The sequence below is a fragment of the Thalassobacillus sp. C254 genome, from assembly GCF_001310615.1.
On sequence record NZ_BAXQ01000019.1, the window covers coordinates 1 to 13,756 of the forward strand.

General features: G+C 39.7%; 19 protein-coding genes, 1 tRNA gene and 1 pseudogene. 18 read left to right on the plus strand and 3 right to left on the minus strand.

Annotated features, from left to right (window positions below; all coding sequences use genetic code 11):
• Window positions 1-96 precede the first annotated feature (96 nt).
• From JCM19033_RS15690 to JCM19033_RS23665, 10 genes are all read left to right on the plus strand, one after another.
• Window positions 97-396, plus strand: a complete 300-nt coding sequence (locus JCM19033_RS15690) for an NAD(P)/FAD-dependent oxidoreductase (RefSeq protein WP_054636991.1) — start codon at window positions 97-99, stop codon at window positions 394-396.
• A gap of 14 nt (window positions 397-410) precedes the next feature.
• Window positions 411-1,217 (plus strand): FAD-dependent monooxygenase, encoded by an 807-nt coding sequence (locus tag JCM19033_RS15695; protein WP_054636992.1) that lies wholly within the window; start codon window positions 411-413, stop codon window positions 1,215-1,217.
• Window positions 1,218-1,822: 605 nt separating this feature from the next.
• Window positions 1,823-2,017: a hypothetical protein gene (locus JCM19033_RS15700; RefSeq protein ID WP_054636993.1), complete on the plus strand. Its 195-nt coding sequence runs from the start codon at window positions 1,823-1,825 to the stop codon at window positions 2,015-2,017.
• A gap of 445 nt (window positions 2,018-2,462) precedes the next feature.
• On the plus strand, window positions 2,463-2,627 hold the full coding sequence (locus JCM19033_RS23660) for a hypothetical protein (protein ID WP_157049926.1): 165 nt from the start codon (window positions 2,463-2,465) through the stop codon (window positions 2,625-2,627).
• Between the two features lie 2 nt (window positions 2,628-2,629).
• Window positions 2,630-3,439, plus strand: a complete 810-nt coding sequence (locus JCM19033_RS15705) for a hypothetical protein (RefSeq protein ID WP_054636994.1) — start codon at window positions 2,630-2,632, stop codon at window positions 3,437-3,439.
• 331 nt (window positions 3,440-3,770) lie between these two features.
• Window positions 3,771-4,151: a hypothetical protein gene (locus tag JCM19033_RS15710; RefSeq protein ID WP_054636995.1), complete on the plus strand. Its 381-nt coding sequence runs from the start codon at window positions 3,771-3,773 to the stop codon at window positions 4,149-4,151.
• Between the two features lies 1 nt (window position 4,152).
• Window positions 4,153-4,278, plus strand: coding sequence for a hypothetical protein (locus JCM19033_RS26255; protein WP_269758299.1), 126 nt, complete (start codon window positions 4,153-4,155; stop codon window positions 4,276-4,278).
• Window positions 4,279-4,358: 80 nt separating this feature from the next.
• Window positions 4,359-4,631 (plus strand): type II toxin-antitoxin system HicB family antitoxin, encoded by a 273-nt coding sequence (locus JCM19033_RS15715; protein WP_054636996.1) that lies wholly within the window; start codon window positions 4,359-4,361, stop codon window positions 4,629-4,631.
• Window positions 4,606-5,103, plus strand: a complete 498-nt coding sequence (locus tag JCM19033_RS15720) for a hypothetical protein (protein ID WP_054636997.1) — start codon at window positions 4,606-4,608, stop codon at window positions 5,101-5,103. Before JCM19033_RS15715 ends, JCM19033_RS15720 begins: the two co-directional genes overlap by 26 nt.
• A 49-nt stretch (window positions 5,104-5,152) precedes the next feature.
• Window positions 5,153-5,317, plus strand: a complete 165-nt coding sequence (locus JCM19033_RS23665) for a hypothetical protein (RefSeq protein WP_157049927.1) — start codon at window positions 5,153-5,155, stop codon at window positions 5,315-5,317.
• Between the two features lie 258 nt (window positions 5,318-5,575).
• Here JCM19033_RS23665 and JCM19033_RS23670 read toward each other — a convergent pair.
• Window positions 5,576-5,672: transfer RNA gene (locus tag JCM19033_RS23670), tRNA-Sec, on the minus strand.
• Between the two features lie 243 nt (window positions 5,673-5,915).
• Between JCM19033_RS23670 and nagB the strand changes: the two are divergent.
• The 5 genes and pseudogenes from nagB to JCM19033_RS15745 all read left to right on the plus strand — a co-directional run bounded on the left by nagB (window position 5,916) and on the right by JCM19033_RS15745 (window position 10,312).
• Window positions 5,916-6,655: pseudogene (gene nagB / locus JCM19033_RS15730) on the plus strand (glucosamine-6-phosphate deaminase).
• An 88-nt stretch (window positions 6,656-6,743) separates the two neighbouring features.
• A complete protein-coding gene (locus tag JCM19033_RS15735) occupies window positions 6,744-7,160 on the plus strand; it encodes a VOC family protein (protein ID WP_054636999.1) in 417 nt (138 codons plus the stop codon).
• Window positions 7,161-7,372: 212 nt separating this feature from the next.
• Window positions 7,373-9,013 carry a selenocysteine-specific translation elongation factor gene (selB, locus tag JCM19033_RS15740; RefSeq protein ID WP_306301371.1) on the plus strand — a complete coding sequence of 547 codons (1,641 nt, stop codon included), beginning with the start codon at window positions 7,373-7,375 and terminating at the stop codon, window positions 9,011-9,013.
• Window positions 8,998-9,201, plus strand: a complete 204-nt coding sequence (locus JCM19033_RS27615) for a hypothetical protein (RefSeq protein WP_306301372.1) — start codon at window positions 8,998-9,000, stop codon at window positions 9,199-9,201. Before selB ends, JCM19033_RS27615 begins: the two co-directional genes overlap by 16 nt.
• 49 nt (window positions 9,202-9,250) lie before the next feature.
• Complete coding sequence (locus tag JCM19033_RS15745) at window positions 9,251-10,312, plus strand: glycosyltransferase (RefSeq protein WP_054637000.1); 1,062 nt, start codon at window positions 9,251-9,253, stop codon at window positions 10,310-10,312.
• A 116-nt stretch (window positions 10,313-10,428) separates the two neighbouring features.
• On the opposite strand, the gene JCM19033_RS15750 is transcribed toward JCM19033_RS15745, so the two are convergent.
• Window positions 10,429-10,770 (minus strand): LysR substrate-binding domain-containing protein, encoded by a 342-nt coding sequence (locus tag JCM19033_RS15750; RefSeq protein WP_054637001.1) that lies wholly within the window; start codon window positions 10,768-10,770, stop codon window positions 10,429-10,431.
• Complete coding sequence (locus JCM19033_RS15755) at window positions 10,739-11,302, minus strand: LysR family transcriptional regulator (RefSeq protein ID WP_054637002.1); 564 nt, start codon at window positions 11,300-11,302, stop codon at window positions 10,739-10,741. Before JCM19033_RS15755 ends, JCM19033_RS15750 begins: the two co-directional genes overlap by 32 nt.
• A gap of 146 nt (window positions 11,303-11,448) precedes the next feature.
• Between JCM19033_RS15755 and phnD the strand changes: the two genes are divergently transcribed.
• From phnD to JCM19033_RS26260, 3 genes are all read left to right on the plus strand, one after another.
• The gene (gene phnD, locus JCM19033_RS15760) at window positions 11,449-12,438 is read left to right on the plus strand and encodes a phosphate/phosphite/phosphonate ABC transporter substrate-binding protein (protein ID WP_054637003.1); all 990 of its coding nucleotides are present in this window, start codon (window positions 11,449-11,451) and stop codon (window positions 12,436-12,438) included.
• A 146-nt stretch (window positions 12,439-12,584) separates the two neighbouring features.
• The gene (gene phnE / locus JCM19033_RS15765; RefSeq protein ID WP_054637004.1) at window positions 12,585-13,346 is read left to right on the plus strand and encodes a phosphonate ABC transporter, permease protein PhnE; all 762 of its coding nucleotides are present in this window, start codon (window positions 12,585-12,587) and stop codon (window positions 13,344-13,346) included.
• Between the two features lie 16 nt (window positions 13,347-13,362).
• Complete coding sequence (locus JCM19033_RS26260) at window positions 13,363-13,755, plus strand: ATP-binding cassette domain-containing protein (RefSeq protein ID WP_269758300.1); 393 nt, start codon at window positions 13,363-13,365, stop codon at window positions 13,753-13,755.
• The last annotated feature ends 1 nt before the right edge of the window (window position 13,756 follow it).

The following is a 13,756-nucleotide window of genomic DNA, read 5'->3' on the forward strand; positions in this document are numbered from 1 at the left end:
CAAATTAATTGACAGATCGTCCGAATAAATGATAGTATATTTTCCATAAGCTTATTAATTGTTTTAACCCCTGGTTATAAAAAAGGAGTGTTTCATGTGAAAGAAAAAGTAATCATCATTGGGGCTGGTGTTGGCGGTCTTGCCACTGCTATATTTTTAAAAAAGGCTGGAATAGAAAGTAGCGTATTTGAAGGTGCTTCGATTGAAAGAGAAAGCGGGGCAGGATTTGTACTCACACCAAATGGCCTGAATGTTCTGGAAACACTGGGTATAGATAATATTGCAGACCATAGTTTTCCCTTGGAATCTGAGACAACATACACCAGTAACTATAAAGAACTGTCCAGCATGACTTTTGCGGGAAATGATTTTTTAGTAAAACCTTTATTACCATAAGTAGACATAGCCTAATGAAACTACTTTTAGAAAAAGCTGAGGAATATAATATTCCCGTACATTACAATAAAAAGCTGGTTAATTTCGAACAAAACTCTGATAGTATTACAGCTCTCTTCTCTGACAATTCAAAGGAAAAGGGAGAGATCTTAGTTGGGGCGGATGGCATTCATTCAAGAACAAGAGAAATAATATATCCTCAAATTAAACCTATTTATGCTGGTTACTATGGCATTCACGGGCTGGTATCTTCTTCGAATGTAAAGCAAACAATTGATACTAATGCAAGTGTCTATGGTGATTTTGATAATTATTTAGGTACTTTTGTAAGTAAATGTTCACCCACTTCAGAAGCAGATATATTATGGCAATTTGTGGGGAAAGAAGAAAGAAAAATTCCTGCAACAGAATTAGAGTTGGCAGACAATCAGTTTATAAAGGATTGGTTATCAGAAAAAATTAGTGGGTGGGATAATCCATTTAGTGAACTTCTGAACAATACAGAAAGCATTACCTCTAGAAATATCTTTGAGTTGGAAGAACTGCCTCATTGGTATCATGGTCGAGTCACTTTTGTAGGGGATGCCCTTCATGCCACCAATCCAATGCTGGGAATTGGTGCATCATGGGCTTTAGAGGATGGGATGTATTTAGCAAAAATGTTAAAGGAGCATGGATATAGAGATGCCTTTTATTATTTTGAGAATGACCGTAAACCAATAATTGAACCTGTAAGAAAGGCAGCCACTAAAGTACTCGATAAAATATTTGAACTAAGAAACATGACGAACACCATTTATGATAATCGCATTGATTGGTAAAAAATAAAAGTAAACAGCTAATAAAGAGTGTGTACATTTCTGTACATACTCTTCTGTTGTTTTATAGACATCCTGTCCTTAGACAGAGAGTTTTTTATATAAGATTATAATATTATATTAGAAAATAATACAAAAAACAGTGTAGCTTTCGTTTCTTCTATTTTTTTCATATGTGGTTCTTGTTATCCTATAATACTTTGTGCGCAAACCCACCTTTTTTCTTTTAGATAACAGCTGGTTTGTTAAATGAAAATCAACAATTGATGAAACTCTATAAAATTTCAAATTTTTCTTCGAACATATGAGAAAGCTACTTTCTGGCTAACGTCTTTTTGAAAGTGCATCCCCTTCACCAAAGTATAATCCTTAGTTTTCTGAGTTTAGATTCTGCCACGTTTATCTCCCAAAAGGATTTTTCTAATATAACACCCACAATATTAAATCACATCTAGCTATAAAATTTACCTCCCTTATTTGGTATATGATAATTGGTTCAGAATAAAAAAATGCGAACAAATGTTTGTTAAATTTGCAAAAAAGGAAGGATATTGAAAGGAGGGTGACGAAAGTCCTCCTACCTAGTTTTTTAGAAGGGAGGGAACTGCATGAAAAATGAAAGTTGGGAAGTAATGAGAGAGATAAGAAAGTATTTTCTTCTCGAAGAAGTCAGACTGAAAATCACAGATGACTATCGTTCTGGATGGATAGTAAAGACTAAACAAGGTGGGGAAGTCTTGTACTTCTGGTATCCCTCTAAAACAGTGTTGATAAAGAAATTATCAAACCAAATAAAATTATAAGGGGATGATGGAATTGAAACGTAGTATGAAGAGGAAAAGAAGAGAAAACAAGAATTGCTGGAGTTTCACCGAAAGAACTGGGCCGAGGTCATGTTATCATCACGAATCAAACAGGAGGGGGAAAATGAAGATAAAGATAACCAGAAGAGAGGTTGAACACCTCTCTTCCTTCGAGATAAAATGAACAATTCCATAACGCCTGGTGAAGCGTCGTATTATAAAAATAAAATCGACTCCCTTCTTTTTCGAGCGAAAATAAGAGGAAAACGGGAAGGTGTTTGAAATGTCAGTGTTTGAAGAATTTCAGAGTGAAAGAGATAAAGTGATTGTCAATGTCATTAAGAGGATATCTAAAGGGGAGTCTTGCGAAAAAGTATCTAATAAAACAGGTCTCCCTATCGAGAAGATAAAGTAGTTAGTCGAAGAGTTTAAAAAGGAGGAATCGTTGGACGAAGATGCAATCGGAAAAAAGATTCGTCTGGCAGGTGGAAAGGCAAGGGAAAAATCGTGGTCAAAAGGAGTTGAAGTTATATACGAAGATGACGAAGGTAACCTCATAAAAGAATACTCGGACGGTACAATTAAGAAACAAGTAAGAGAGGAGGAATAACGTTGGACAAAGAGACGGAAGAAAGAATCGAGTACAGAAGTAGCTTGCGGATTGCAAAGAGAATGGTTGAAGGCAAGATTGATGACGACAAGATTCTAGAGTATACAGAAATATCTCCCTATGACCTGAAAAAGTTGAAGAAGAGTGAACACGATAAGGATATAGAAGAAGAAACACTTAATCGAATTTTGCTTGCTGCGGAATGTTTAAAGGAAGGAAAAGAAATAGAAGAAGTAGCGAATAAGACCGGTATCAGTCAGGAACACGTTAAAAGAATAAAGAAACAAATAGATGAATGGAAACCAAAAACCACGACCTTACCAATAAAGGCAAGTGAAATTCCTCCTGGCGAATACACAAGAGGATTTGCGGAAGTGGACTTGTTGAAAGGAGTATCCAAACAGGATTTGCTAAAGGAGCTAGAAAAAGAGCTAGAGTACCATAAAGACAGTGGAACGAGCTACCGTATAAGGACGACAGAACTGGCGATTAAGGTAATTAATTCAACCGAAGAAGATACATTTACGGACAAAGAAACGGTAAGGTCGGAAATTGAGAAGGGACTCGTTGATGAGGATGAAGAACGGAAGCAAGATGTAACGAAGTTGATTTGTGTAATTATGAAAGACATAAAGAATGAACCGTTAAAAAACCACGTAAAGAAAGAGAAGGAAAAACGGATTATTCTCCTTAAAAAAGGTTGGGAAGAGGAAATGAACGAGGAAACCCTGATACTAAGCAATTTTCAAAATGAAAACTCGATATCTCAAGGAGGCGTTAAAAATGAGCCAGATATTAGAAAATTACGATGATGAGCTTAGAAAAGAAGGTGAAAAAAAAGCCCTGTTAAAAAATTTTAAAAACTCATCTAGAAAGAAGTAAATCTGAGGATTTCATTATAGAAGCTATGGTAATAACAAAAGACGAGTTGAATGATTTAAAAAAAGAATTAAATAATGGAAATTAGCATCTAAGAGGGAGGGGACTCTTCGTGTCTACAGCTCGAATTTTGGTACGTCAACTCGTCATCTCTTTGCAAATGTTCGTGAATAGCGTAAAGCAACAAGGTATACGAAATCGCTAAAACCCCTGATACTAAGCAATTTTCAAAATGAAAACTTGATATCTCAAGGGAGTGTTTAAATGAGTAACTATAAACAAGATATTTTGAATTACGGAGACGATGTAAAGAATTTGGATTGCAGCCCTTACGAACAACTGAGAATGGTTAACGATAGAACGGAAATTCAAAAAAATATAGATAAGCTAACCAACTCTGAGATTACTCTTTTGCGTATGTTTGATTTAATGTTATTAAACAATGTCGAAGAAATGCTTAATCATATTAGCAATGTGTATGATTTCACTTTGTCCGACAAAAACAACATCCCATACACTTACTGGTGGTGGCATTTAGACAAAATCGTTAAAGGTGATTTAGTAGTCGGTTCAGATGTATCCCCGAAAAGAAACCAAGTAAAAACAGAAGTGTTCAATTCAAATGAATTAATCGAGGGGAATTAAGATGAGAGCTGCATTTGAAAAATTTCAAAAAGAAGAGAATAAGAAAATGATGCTACTTGGAGCCAAGGTAATGAAATTGCATGGTTCAGGGGAACCCATCGAAGAAATTTCAAAAAGCACAGGTTAATCTCAAGTCAGGTCAAAGAAATAATAGACGAATTTGAAAATCAATAAAAAATGCGGTTATAAAAAGGTAGGGAAGAGAAAATGAACAAGGATTTAAATTATTATTTGTCTCTTGACTATACGGTGATATATAAAAAAGTAAACGAAAAGAATGGCAAAGAATACTACTATGGGAAAGTTTCCGAATTGGACGGATGCCATACCACTGCGGACACTTTGGAAGAACTATTATCGGAACTTGAGGAAGTAAAGAGGGATTATATTGAAATTAAATTGGAGCACGGAGACCCTATTCCAGAACCAATGAAGGAGGATAAAGTAGAACTCAATGGAAAAATTTTGGGATGCGAATAAAGAGCAAGAAGCAAAACTCAGAACTCTTCGACAAGGAGTAATTAAGTATCTTCGTGGTAGCGATTTTGATTTTGATGAAAACGACCTCAAGCGTAAATTAAATAAAATTTCGGATGAAGAGAGATTGTGGGAGTTGCAAAAGAGAGCCGGAAGAGGCATAAAGGTCGAAGTGACCGAGGATATCTCCCACATGAACGTAACGGAAGAAGAGTATAAAATCAGCGAGGCTCACTATGACACGGAGTTAGCGGAGGAAGGTGATACCGTGAGTAATGGTAAGCAAACTTGGGCTGAGTATCAAAGTAGAAAAAAGGCAATCTTAGATGAGAATTCTCTAGTTCTTGATGAAATTGAAAAAGATAAGTTGGAAAGGGTAAAGACAATGATTGAGAAGGGGTTTTCAGATAAGGATATCATCGAGATTTATGATTTATTTGAAACTGAACTCCGGAAAATAAAAGACAATATATAATTTTGTTCTGTCTTATTATGATGTGGAGTTAGCAGAGGAAGGTGATACCATGAGACCTATCGAGTTTCTCTCGAAAGAAGACAAGAAAATTTACAAAGATACAAAAGCGCTGATAGATGTTTGTACGACAACAGAACAATTGCAGCTGTGTGAAAAGATACTGGATACTCTTATGAAGAAAGCGGTAAAGGCGTATAGGGAAGGAGTTAAGTGAGTACGAACAAGATATTTTGAGATATCGAGACGATGTAGAGGATTTCGACTCTAGCCTTTACGAACAACTTAGAAAGCTACACGAAAGAGCAGAACAACAAAAGAAAATCGATAAATTAAGTAACTCTGAACGGTTACTTTTGCACATTTTTTCCAAGAATGGTTTGAAATTATAGGAAATTAGAAAAATGAATTGAAGTTTTAGGAAGGGAAAATAAAGAACCCTTTATAATTTATGTAGCTAAGAAAAATGTTGATTTGGCGGGACTGTGTGGGAATCGAACCCACCGGAGACTGCACGAGCCTCCCTGAAGGTTTTGAAGACCTCGGCGTGCACCAGCATCACAACCAGCCCCGTAAAGACCTTTCGGCCACAGATACTTATTTTATTATGTTGGGCGCAGAAAATCAAGGGGGGGGTTACGGGTTGAGAATGCTCTAACATTCTATGGTAGCAGCCTCTATTTCCCTAAGAAGATTTGAAGATAAAGCAGCTGCTGAGACGCACCGGGAATCCTTACATATCATACATAAAGACACTAAAATAGAAACAAACCCTTTGTTAGATAAAGGGCGGGATGTATGTAAGGAGGAATCCAATGAAAGTCATCATATGTTCTTCTTATGAAATGGTAAGTGTCAAGGCTTCCCAAATAGTAAGCAGCCATGTAAGGGAAAAACCAGATTCTGTTTTTGGACTGGCAACCGGGGGCACTCCTCTTCGTATGTATGAACTTTTGGCTGAAGACCACCGTCTAAATGGAACATCCTATCAAAAAACTGTCAGCTTTAATCTGGATGAATATGGAGGATTGAATCGGTCCCATCCTAACAGCTATCATTATTATATGCAAAGTCACTTTTTTAGCAAGGTAGATCTCTTACCAGCTAATCGTTTTGTACCTGATGGGTTGGCCAGTGACTTACAAGAGGAATGTGAACAATATGAAAAACAGATAAAGGGTGCAGGAGGGATTGACCTCCAAATTTTAGGACTTGGAGAAAATGGGCATATTGGGTTTAATGAGCAGGAACCTCCTTCAAAAAAGGGACGCATGTCACAACGCTCACCAATGATACAAGAAAAGCGAATGCCCGCTTTTTTAAGAATCAACGAGAAGTTCCTCATTATGCTATTACGATGGGACTTTACACAATTATTCAGGCGAAAAAAATTGTCCTTTTAGCTGCTGGAAGGAAGAAAGCAAAAGCTGTGAAAAGAATGTTTACTGGCCCAATGACCGAATCTTTCCCGGCTTCTATTTTACAGACCCATTCAGATGTAACCATCCTGATAGATAAAGAAGCATCTTTTGAAAATATTAAAGAGGAAAAATGATTTCCACTATGGAATTTGTTATACGAAAGTCAATACATCGTTATAGATGATGTCTTAAACCTTACCTATGAACAGGGGTGTACAAGTAATGACCATGAGATTAAATCCTTACCTCGTGATGGACGGAACGGGTAAAGAAGCGATTGAATTTTATGAACATGCTTTAGGTGCAAAAGTTATCGGAATGCAAACGTTTGGCGAAATGCCAGAAAGCCCGGATTTTCCACTTCCTGAAGAAGCAAAGAACCGGATAGCACACGGCTTGTTAAAAGTAGGAGAGACAGATTTGATGCTGTCTGATACTTTTCCGGGCCAGCCCCACCAGACAGGGAATCAAGTGACAATTTGTATTATTCTTTCCGATAAGGAAAGGACAAATGAAGTGTTTGAGGCGTTAAGCGCTGATGGAAAAGTGAACATGCCTTTACAGGAAACCTTTTGGAGTCCGGCTTACGGAATTGTCACTGATAAATTTGGAGTTACTTTTCAGATTACGACAGAATAAAAACGGTGAATCATCATTATTCAGGACTGGGCGGAACACTCCTTATAGGAGTGTTTTTGCTTGTTTGAAAAATAACTGATTGCCTAAAAGTGCACCCTTTTATATTGAAAACTAGATAGAGAGTCTCGTGCTTACATAATTATTTTTGTTGGCTGCTCAAATATAGTAAGATGTACGTAAGTAAAGACGTTAGTAAAGAGGTGGGGAAACCCGTGAAACATACATACACCATTGGAATGGCAGGTCATATTGACCATGGCAAAACAACACTTACAAAAGTATTAACAGACATAGATACTGACAGACTGCAGGAAGAAAAGGAAAGAAATATTTCGATTGAACCAGGTTTTGCTCCTCTTTCCATACATGAAGAGATGGATATTTCAATCATTGACGTTCCGGGACACGAACGATTTATCCGCCAGATGATTGCCGGGGTGGCGGGAATTGACGGAGTAATCCTAGTAGTTGCGGCAGACGAAGGGGTGATGCCCCAAACGAGGGAACACTTAGAAATCCTCTCGTTTCTTGGAATTACCCATTCATTAATTGCAGTTACCAAAGTAGACCGTGTAGAAGAAGAGCTATTGGAACTTGTGGAGGAAGATATCAGGGAAGAAGTTCAAGGTACTCCATTTGAGCAAGCTGACCTGGTGTTTGTTGATAGTTTGTCTGGAAAAGGTTTGGATCTTCTCAAGAGCAGGATTCAGAAAATGATGAAAGGAGTCCCTGGCCGAGACCCTAAGGGAGCCTTTCGCCTGCCAATTGACCAGGTATTTACCGTTCATGGCCAGGGAACGGTCGTAAGAGGGACCGTATACGAAGGAAAAATTGCCGAAGGAGAAACAGTAAATCTTCTTCCAGCCCAAAAAACGGTTAGAGCAAGACAGCTTCAAGTACATAAGCAGCCTGTAAGGGAAGGAATAGCGGGTCAAAGACTTGCTATTAACCTTGGTGGGATTGACAAGGAAGAAGTGGAAAGAGGAGATGTCCTTGTATCAGCAGACCATTATGTGTCTGCTGATACGATTGATGTGGAACTTACCACAGTGGATGCGATCAAATTCCCTCTAAAACAACGGGGCTATATTAAGCTTCATTTAGGGACAGCGGAAGTATACGGGAAAATTGTATTCTTTGACCGGAATGTTCTTGAAGCAGGGAAAAAGCGGGTTCTTTGTCAGGTAAGGCTTGATGAACCTGTGGTCACAAAGAGAGGAGATCGTTTTATCTTGCGAAGGCCAACTCCTGTTGAAACGATAGGCGGGGGAATGGTGATTAATACGGATACCCAAAAGTATAAGTTTGGGCAAGAGACAATAGACAAGCTTGAAAAGGATCTCGAAGGGACGCCGGAAGACCGGATAAAGGATGTTCTCCTTGAGTATAAATGGCTGAGAAAGGATGAAATAGTGAAACATTCAGGCCTTACAGCCGATGAGGCAGAAGAAACGCTTTCTCTCATGCTGGATAGAGAAACAGTCATTGAAGTAAAGAATCAGATGTTTACGTTACCGGATTTATTTGGCAACTTTATGGATCGTTTAAGGGAAAGCTTAGAAACATTTCATACTGCCTATCCATTAAGAGCGGGGAAAAATAAAAGTGAAATTCTTCAGGAGAATAAAGAATCTTATCCAAAAGGGTTGTTAGAGCATTTCCTTGATAGTGGGATTCAAAAAGAATTAATTAAAAGGAATAACCAATATATTGCTCTAAAGAATTTCACTCCACATTTCCCTAAAGGCTGGGAGTCTCGAATGGAAAATGTGGTCACCGCTCTGCAACGGGAAGGATTATTTGTTTCCCCTTTTGAAGAGACAGCAGGGAACAATCTTTGTCAGACGATTTAATGAAAGAACTTCGCCAGTACCTTTTAGAAAATGGAAAAGCAGTTCCTATGGATGACAAGCATATTTGGGACCAAGAGGCTGTGTCAGAAGCTAAAAGGAAGTTACGTGACGGGACAAATGAGGTATTTACTTTGCAAGAGGCAAAAGAAGTTCTTGGCGTGACCAGGAAGTATTTAGTTCCTTTTTAGAGTGGCTTGATAATGAAAAATGGACAGCAAGAAAGGATAAGGAACGGACATGGCTAAAATGAAGGCAACTAAGGATAAGAAAGAATTAAAGGTTGTCTTTCTTACTCCTTACCTTTATTCAATCAGAGGAAATGCCACGACAGCAAAACGCTTGACCCAGGCTCTTTCCCGGGAAGGAGTAAGCGTAAAAGTGGCTTCTTATGAAGAGGAAAGTAATGAAAAAATTAAGGAATTCATAGCAGAAAGTGACATCGTGCATGCTCTTCATGTGAGAAGGTTTGTAGAATGGCTCAGTGAAACAGGCATCAAAATTACCCAGCCCCTTTTATTAACCTCGGGAGGGACTGATGTGAATGTGGATTTCAACGATCCTGATAAACTGAAAGAAATGAAAGACATTATAAATCAAAGCAGCGGAATTACTGTGTTTACTCAGGACGGAAAAGAGAAAGTTCTTCGATCCTTTCCAGAAAGCAAAGGGAAAGTGCATATCATTCCTCAAGGGATACAACTGGAAGATAACAAGGAGGTGGATATGCAGCTTCCTGCTGGCTGTCCAAAGATACTCCTTCCTGCAGGACTGCGTCCGGTAAAGGATGTATTGTTTCTTGGAGAGGCGCTTGTTTCTTTACGAAAGGTATTTCCTGATTTGCAATTTGCCATCATTGGTGCAAACCTCGATGAAGAAACCTTTCGAGAAGTAAAGACATGGGATCACCACTATAAATGGTTTCATTACTGGGAACCAGTACCTTTGGATAGAATGTCTACCCTTTATGAGTGGGCGGATATCGTCGTTAATACATCGAGTTCAGAAGGGCAGCCGATGGCTGTCTTAGAGGCTATGGCTTGGGGAACCCCGGTGCTTGCACGAAATATTCCAGGGAACAAAAGCGTCATCTTTCATGGCTCTAATGGTTATTTGTTTAATAATGCCGAAGAGTTTATGGAGCAATGTAAAACCTTCATGGCTTCTACTGAGCTGCAACATAAATTCATTTCTGGTGGAAAGAAAACGATATCAAAGCATCATGACCCGTCTGAAGAGGCAAAAGCTTACCTTTATTTGTACAAAGAAAGCATAAGTAAGAATGAAGAAAACAAGGGTTGAATCTTGGTAGAAGGCGTGCACTGCCTTTTTAAGAGGGAGCAGCCTACCTCCCGTCCTTTGTTTTTTGAAAAGAAGATCGCTGAGCCTCTTGTGGGCAGCGATCTTCTTTTACTGTTTTACATGGGAAGCATTTTTTTCGCCAGCTTTGTAAATGCCTCGCTTTCTTGAAGATTTTCACCGTGCTGAAGGTAAGAGGCATAAAAGGTTCTGCTCGAGGGGAGAAATCCGTATCGCCCAACGTTTCTTTTCTTTTCATGCTGCAGTGCAAGATCAGAAACAAATCCATATCCAATGCCTGCTTCAACCAGTGAAAGCATGGACTCTGTCGTAGGTGAAATAGCTGCGGTTTCAAGCTCAGCCATCGACCCGCCCCATTCATTTAATCCCCTTTCTGCCGCGATAAACGTACCTGACCCTTCCTTTCGTTTAATAAAAGGAAGATGCTGCAGTTCCTCCATTGAAGTTATCTTTTTTTATCAGAAGCAGAAGGTCCAATAATTGCAAGCCTGTCTTCGATAAGAGGGACCACCATAAGTTCAGGATGAGTATGGAAGCTCCAGTGAGCGCCATATCTAAATCTCCTTTCTTTAAGGAAGAAGAGATGGTTTCTGAATCATCAACCTGCAAAGAAAGGCGAATGTCAGGATAGGCTTTTATAAAAACGCTGCACAACTTTGGCAGAAAATAGGTTCCGGGTGTGGTGCTTGCCCCTATCCGGAACGTTTTTTTCCAGCTTTCGCCCCTTTGGGAGCATCTTTCCTTTAAATCCTCCCACTCTGTCAGCCATTCACTAGCTTTTTCATACACCCATTTTCCTTCCTCGGTCAATGTGAAATGATCCCGGTCAATTAAAGAGACACCAAGTTTTTGTTCCAGAGCCTTTAAATGCTTGGTCACAGCAGACTGAGATATATGAAGTGTATCAGCAGCTTTGGAAAAGCTTTCTTGATCAGCAAGAACAACAAAGGTTGAAAGCCATTTTTCGTTCATGTACGTCCACCGCCTTTGGTATGCATATAACTTTACAATTATCTTAAACAATGGTAGCTTAATAACGCAATCGTATTCCGTTATGGAATGGATATTTGTACGTTTTGGAAATGATAAGAAAATTGTGAAAGGATGAAGATTCTCCTATGAAAAAGTTTACTATGTTGTGTACAGGTATTATTCTTGCAGGCACCCTCGCAGCCTGTGGAGAAGAAGATGGACAGGAGGAAGTGGATGAAGGGATAGAGGTAGAAGAAACAGAAGAGGAAGCCGGGGAAGAAGCAGAAGAGCCTGAGGAAGACGAAATGGCCGGTGAGGGCGACGATGATGTATTAGAAGTCGCAGTGATCCCTGCTCAGTCAATCGGTGAAATGCAGACCGGTCTTGATCGTCTGGAAGAAACATTGTCAGAAAGTCTCGACAGAGATGTAGAAGTAGAGCATTACCCTAACTATAACGCTGTAGTTGAAGCCATTAACTACAGTCATATTGATCTTGCGTACTTAGGGCCTCTTACTTATTTAATTGCTCATGAAGAAAGCGGAGCGCAGGCGATTTTAACTCAGGAAATTGACGGGGCACCGTATTACTATTCGTATATTATTACCCATGAGGAAGCACCGTGGGACGACCTTGATGAGCTCCTTGAAGACAGAGAGGAAATTGACTTTGCATTCGCCAGCATTTCCTCAACATCAGGCTCTTTGATCCCTGGACTTGAGTTGAACCAGCGGGGAGTATTTGAAGATGAAAATAATCATGAGTTTGCCAGCGTTCGCTACACCGGCTCTCATGACATTACTTCACAAGTGGTTCAAAACCAGGAAGTTGATGCCGGGGCTGTAGATAGTGCTATTTATAATGCACTGGTAGAAGAAGGAGCAGTCGACGATGACCAGATTAAAGTTATCTGGGAGTCAGAGCAGCTCTATCAATACCCATGGGTTGTCCCTCACGATATGGAAGAGGACGAAATTGAAGCGATTCAAGAAGCGTTTATTGCCATAGAAGACGAAGAGATTTTAAATATCTTTGGCGGGGCATCAGCATTTGTGGAAGCGGATGACAGCCAGTATGAAGATGTCCTTGAGGCGGCAAGAGAGTTTGATATGCTCGATCCTGAGGTTCTGGATTAATCACGCTTTGTTTTAGCCGGTCATCGGTTGACGTATTTCAGCCAGACCGGCTTTTTTCTTAATGAACATATACCTGTCGAAAACTGAGGCTTTCCGACTTTGTCTGTCAGTCTGGTTTTGGAAACACTGGGGAAAGGGTTGAAAACATGATTTGGTTCCACAAAAGATACCTCCTTTATGGAGTTATCTTACTAGCGATCACCTGGTGGAGCATGAGGGAAACGGGCTTTGAGCTTGAAAGGTTTGCTCAGTTTACAGATGCTTTTACTTTCATACAAAACCGTTTTTTGCCACCGGAATGGTCTCTGCTTCCTTTGCTGCTCAGGGAATCCCTGGTGACATTGGCGGTGGCTTTCCTTGGTACTTTCTTTGCGCTTATTATTGCTCTGCCACTCAGCTTTGCGTCTGCTTCCAACACGAGCAGAAGCAGAACGGCTTATACGTTCAACCGCTTTTCTTTATCCGGCCTGCGGTCCATTCCTGAGATTGTCTTTGGTCTGATTTTTGTGGTGGTTATCGGTTTAGGCCCCTTTGCAGCTGTTCTTGCTATTTTACTTCATAATATTGGAGTCCTTGGAAAGCTGATATCCGAGTTGATTGAAGCTTCTGATCCAGGCCCCCATGAAGCAATGAAGTCAGTAGGAGCTCAAAGGCGGATTGCAAGTCTGTTTGCCATCGTCCCGCAAATTTGGCCGAATATTTTATCTCATTATTTTTACAGGTTCGAAGTCGCTATTAGAACCTCTTTAATCCTTGGATTCATTGGCGGTGGCGGGATTGGCCAGCAGCTCTTTAATCAATTTCAAAGCTTTAATTATACAGCGATGGCAGTGAGCATTTTACTAATTATGCTTCTTGTCATAATGGTAGATATGTTTGGCTCATATGTAAGGAAACGAGTGATCTAAGGAAGGGGGGAAAGGTTTGATTACATTAGAAAATGTAACGGTAAAATATCCAGGAGCCGCTGATCCGGCTATTGATAATTTGTCTTTATCATTTCAACAAGGAGAGTTTATTGGTGTCCTTGGTAGAAGCGGGGCTGGAAAATCAACCTTTATCCGGACCATAAACGCTCTTCAGGAGGTAAGTTCAGGAGAAATTTTTGTTGATGACTATTCTGTTCACTCCTTATCAGATGAGGATAAGCGAAGACTTAGGACAAAAGCCGGCATGATCTTTCAGCATTTCCACCTCATTCCCAGGATGACCGTGCTTCAAAATGTGCTGACCGGGCGGTTTGGCCAAAAGAAATGGTATGAGAATCTACTGCTTATACTCGGAGGAGGAAAAGAACGAAGGGAAGAGTGTCATTGAA

Bases quoted from the DNA above. Each gene is read 5' to 3' on its own strand.
- JCM19033_RS15750 (WP_054637001.1), bottom strand. From the start codon at position 10,770: ATGGAGGAACTGCAGCATCTTCCTTTTATTAAACGAAAGGAAGGGTCA.
- JCM19033_RS15715 (WP_054636996.1), top strand. From the start codon at position 4,359: ATGAACAAGGATTTAAATTATTATTTGTCTCTTGACTATACGGTGATA.
- phnD (WP_054637003.1), top strand. From the start codon at position 11,449: ATGAAAAAGTTTACTATGTTGTGTACAGGTATTATTCTTGCAGGCACC.
- JCM19033_RS15745 (WP_054637000.1), top strand. From the start codon at position 9,251: ATGGCTAAAATGAAGGCAACTAAGGATAAGAAAGAATTAAAGGTTGTC.
- JCM19033_RS23665 (WP_157049927.1), top strand. From the start codon at position 5,153: ATGAGACCTATCGAGTTTCTCTCGAAAGAAGACAAGAAAATTTACAAA.
- JCM19033_RS15735 (WP_054636999.1), top strand. From the start codon at position 6,744: ATGACCATGAGATTAAATCCTTACCTCGTGATGGACGGAACGGGTAAA.
- JCM19033_RS26255 (WP_269758299.1), top strand. From the start codon at position 4,153: ATGAGAGCTGCATTTGAAAAATTTCAAAAAGAAGAGAATAAGAAAATG.
- JCM19033_RS15710 (WP_054636995.1), top strand. From the start codon at position 3,771: ATGAGTAACTATAAACAAGATATTTTGAATTACGGAGACGATGTAAAG.
- phnE (WP_054637004.1), top strand. From the start codon at position 12,585: ATGATTTGGTTCCACAAAAGATACCTCCTTTATGGAGTTATCTTACTA.
- JCM19033_RS15695 (WP_054636992.1), top strand. From the start codon at position 411: ATGAAACTACTTTTAGAAAAAGCTGAGGAATATAATATTCCCGTACAT.
- JCM19033_RS15755 (WP_054637002.1), bottom strand. From the start codon at position 11,302: ATGAACGAAAAATGGCTTTCAACCTTTGTTGTTCTTGCTGATCAAGAA.
- JCM19033_RS15720 (WP_054636997.1), top strand. From the start codon at position 4,606: ATGGAAAAATTTTGGGATGCGAATAAAGAGCAAGAAGCAAAACTCAGA.
- JCM19033_RS15700 (WP_054636993.1), top strand. From the start codon at position 1,823: ATGAAAAATGAAAGTTGGGAAGTAATGAGAGAGATAAGAAAGTATTTT.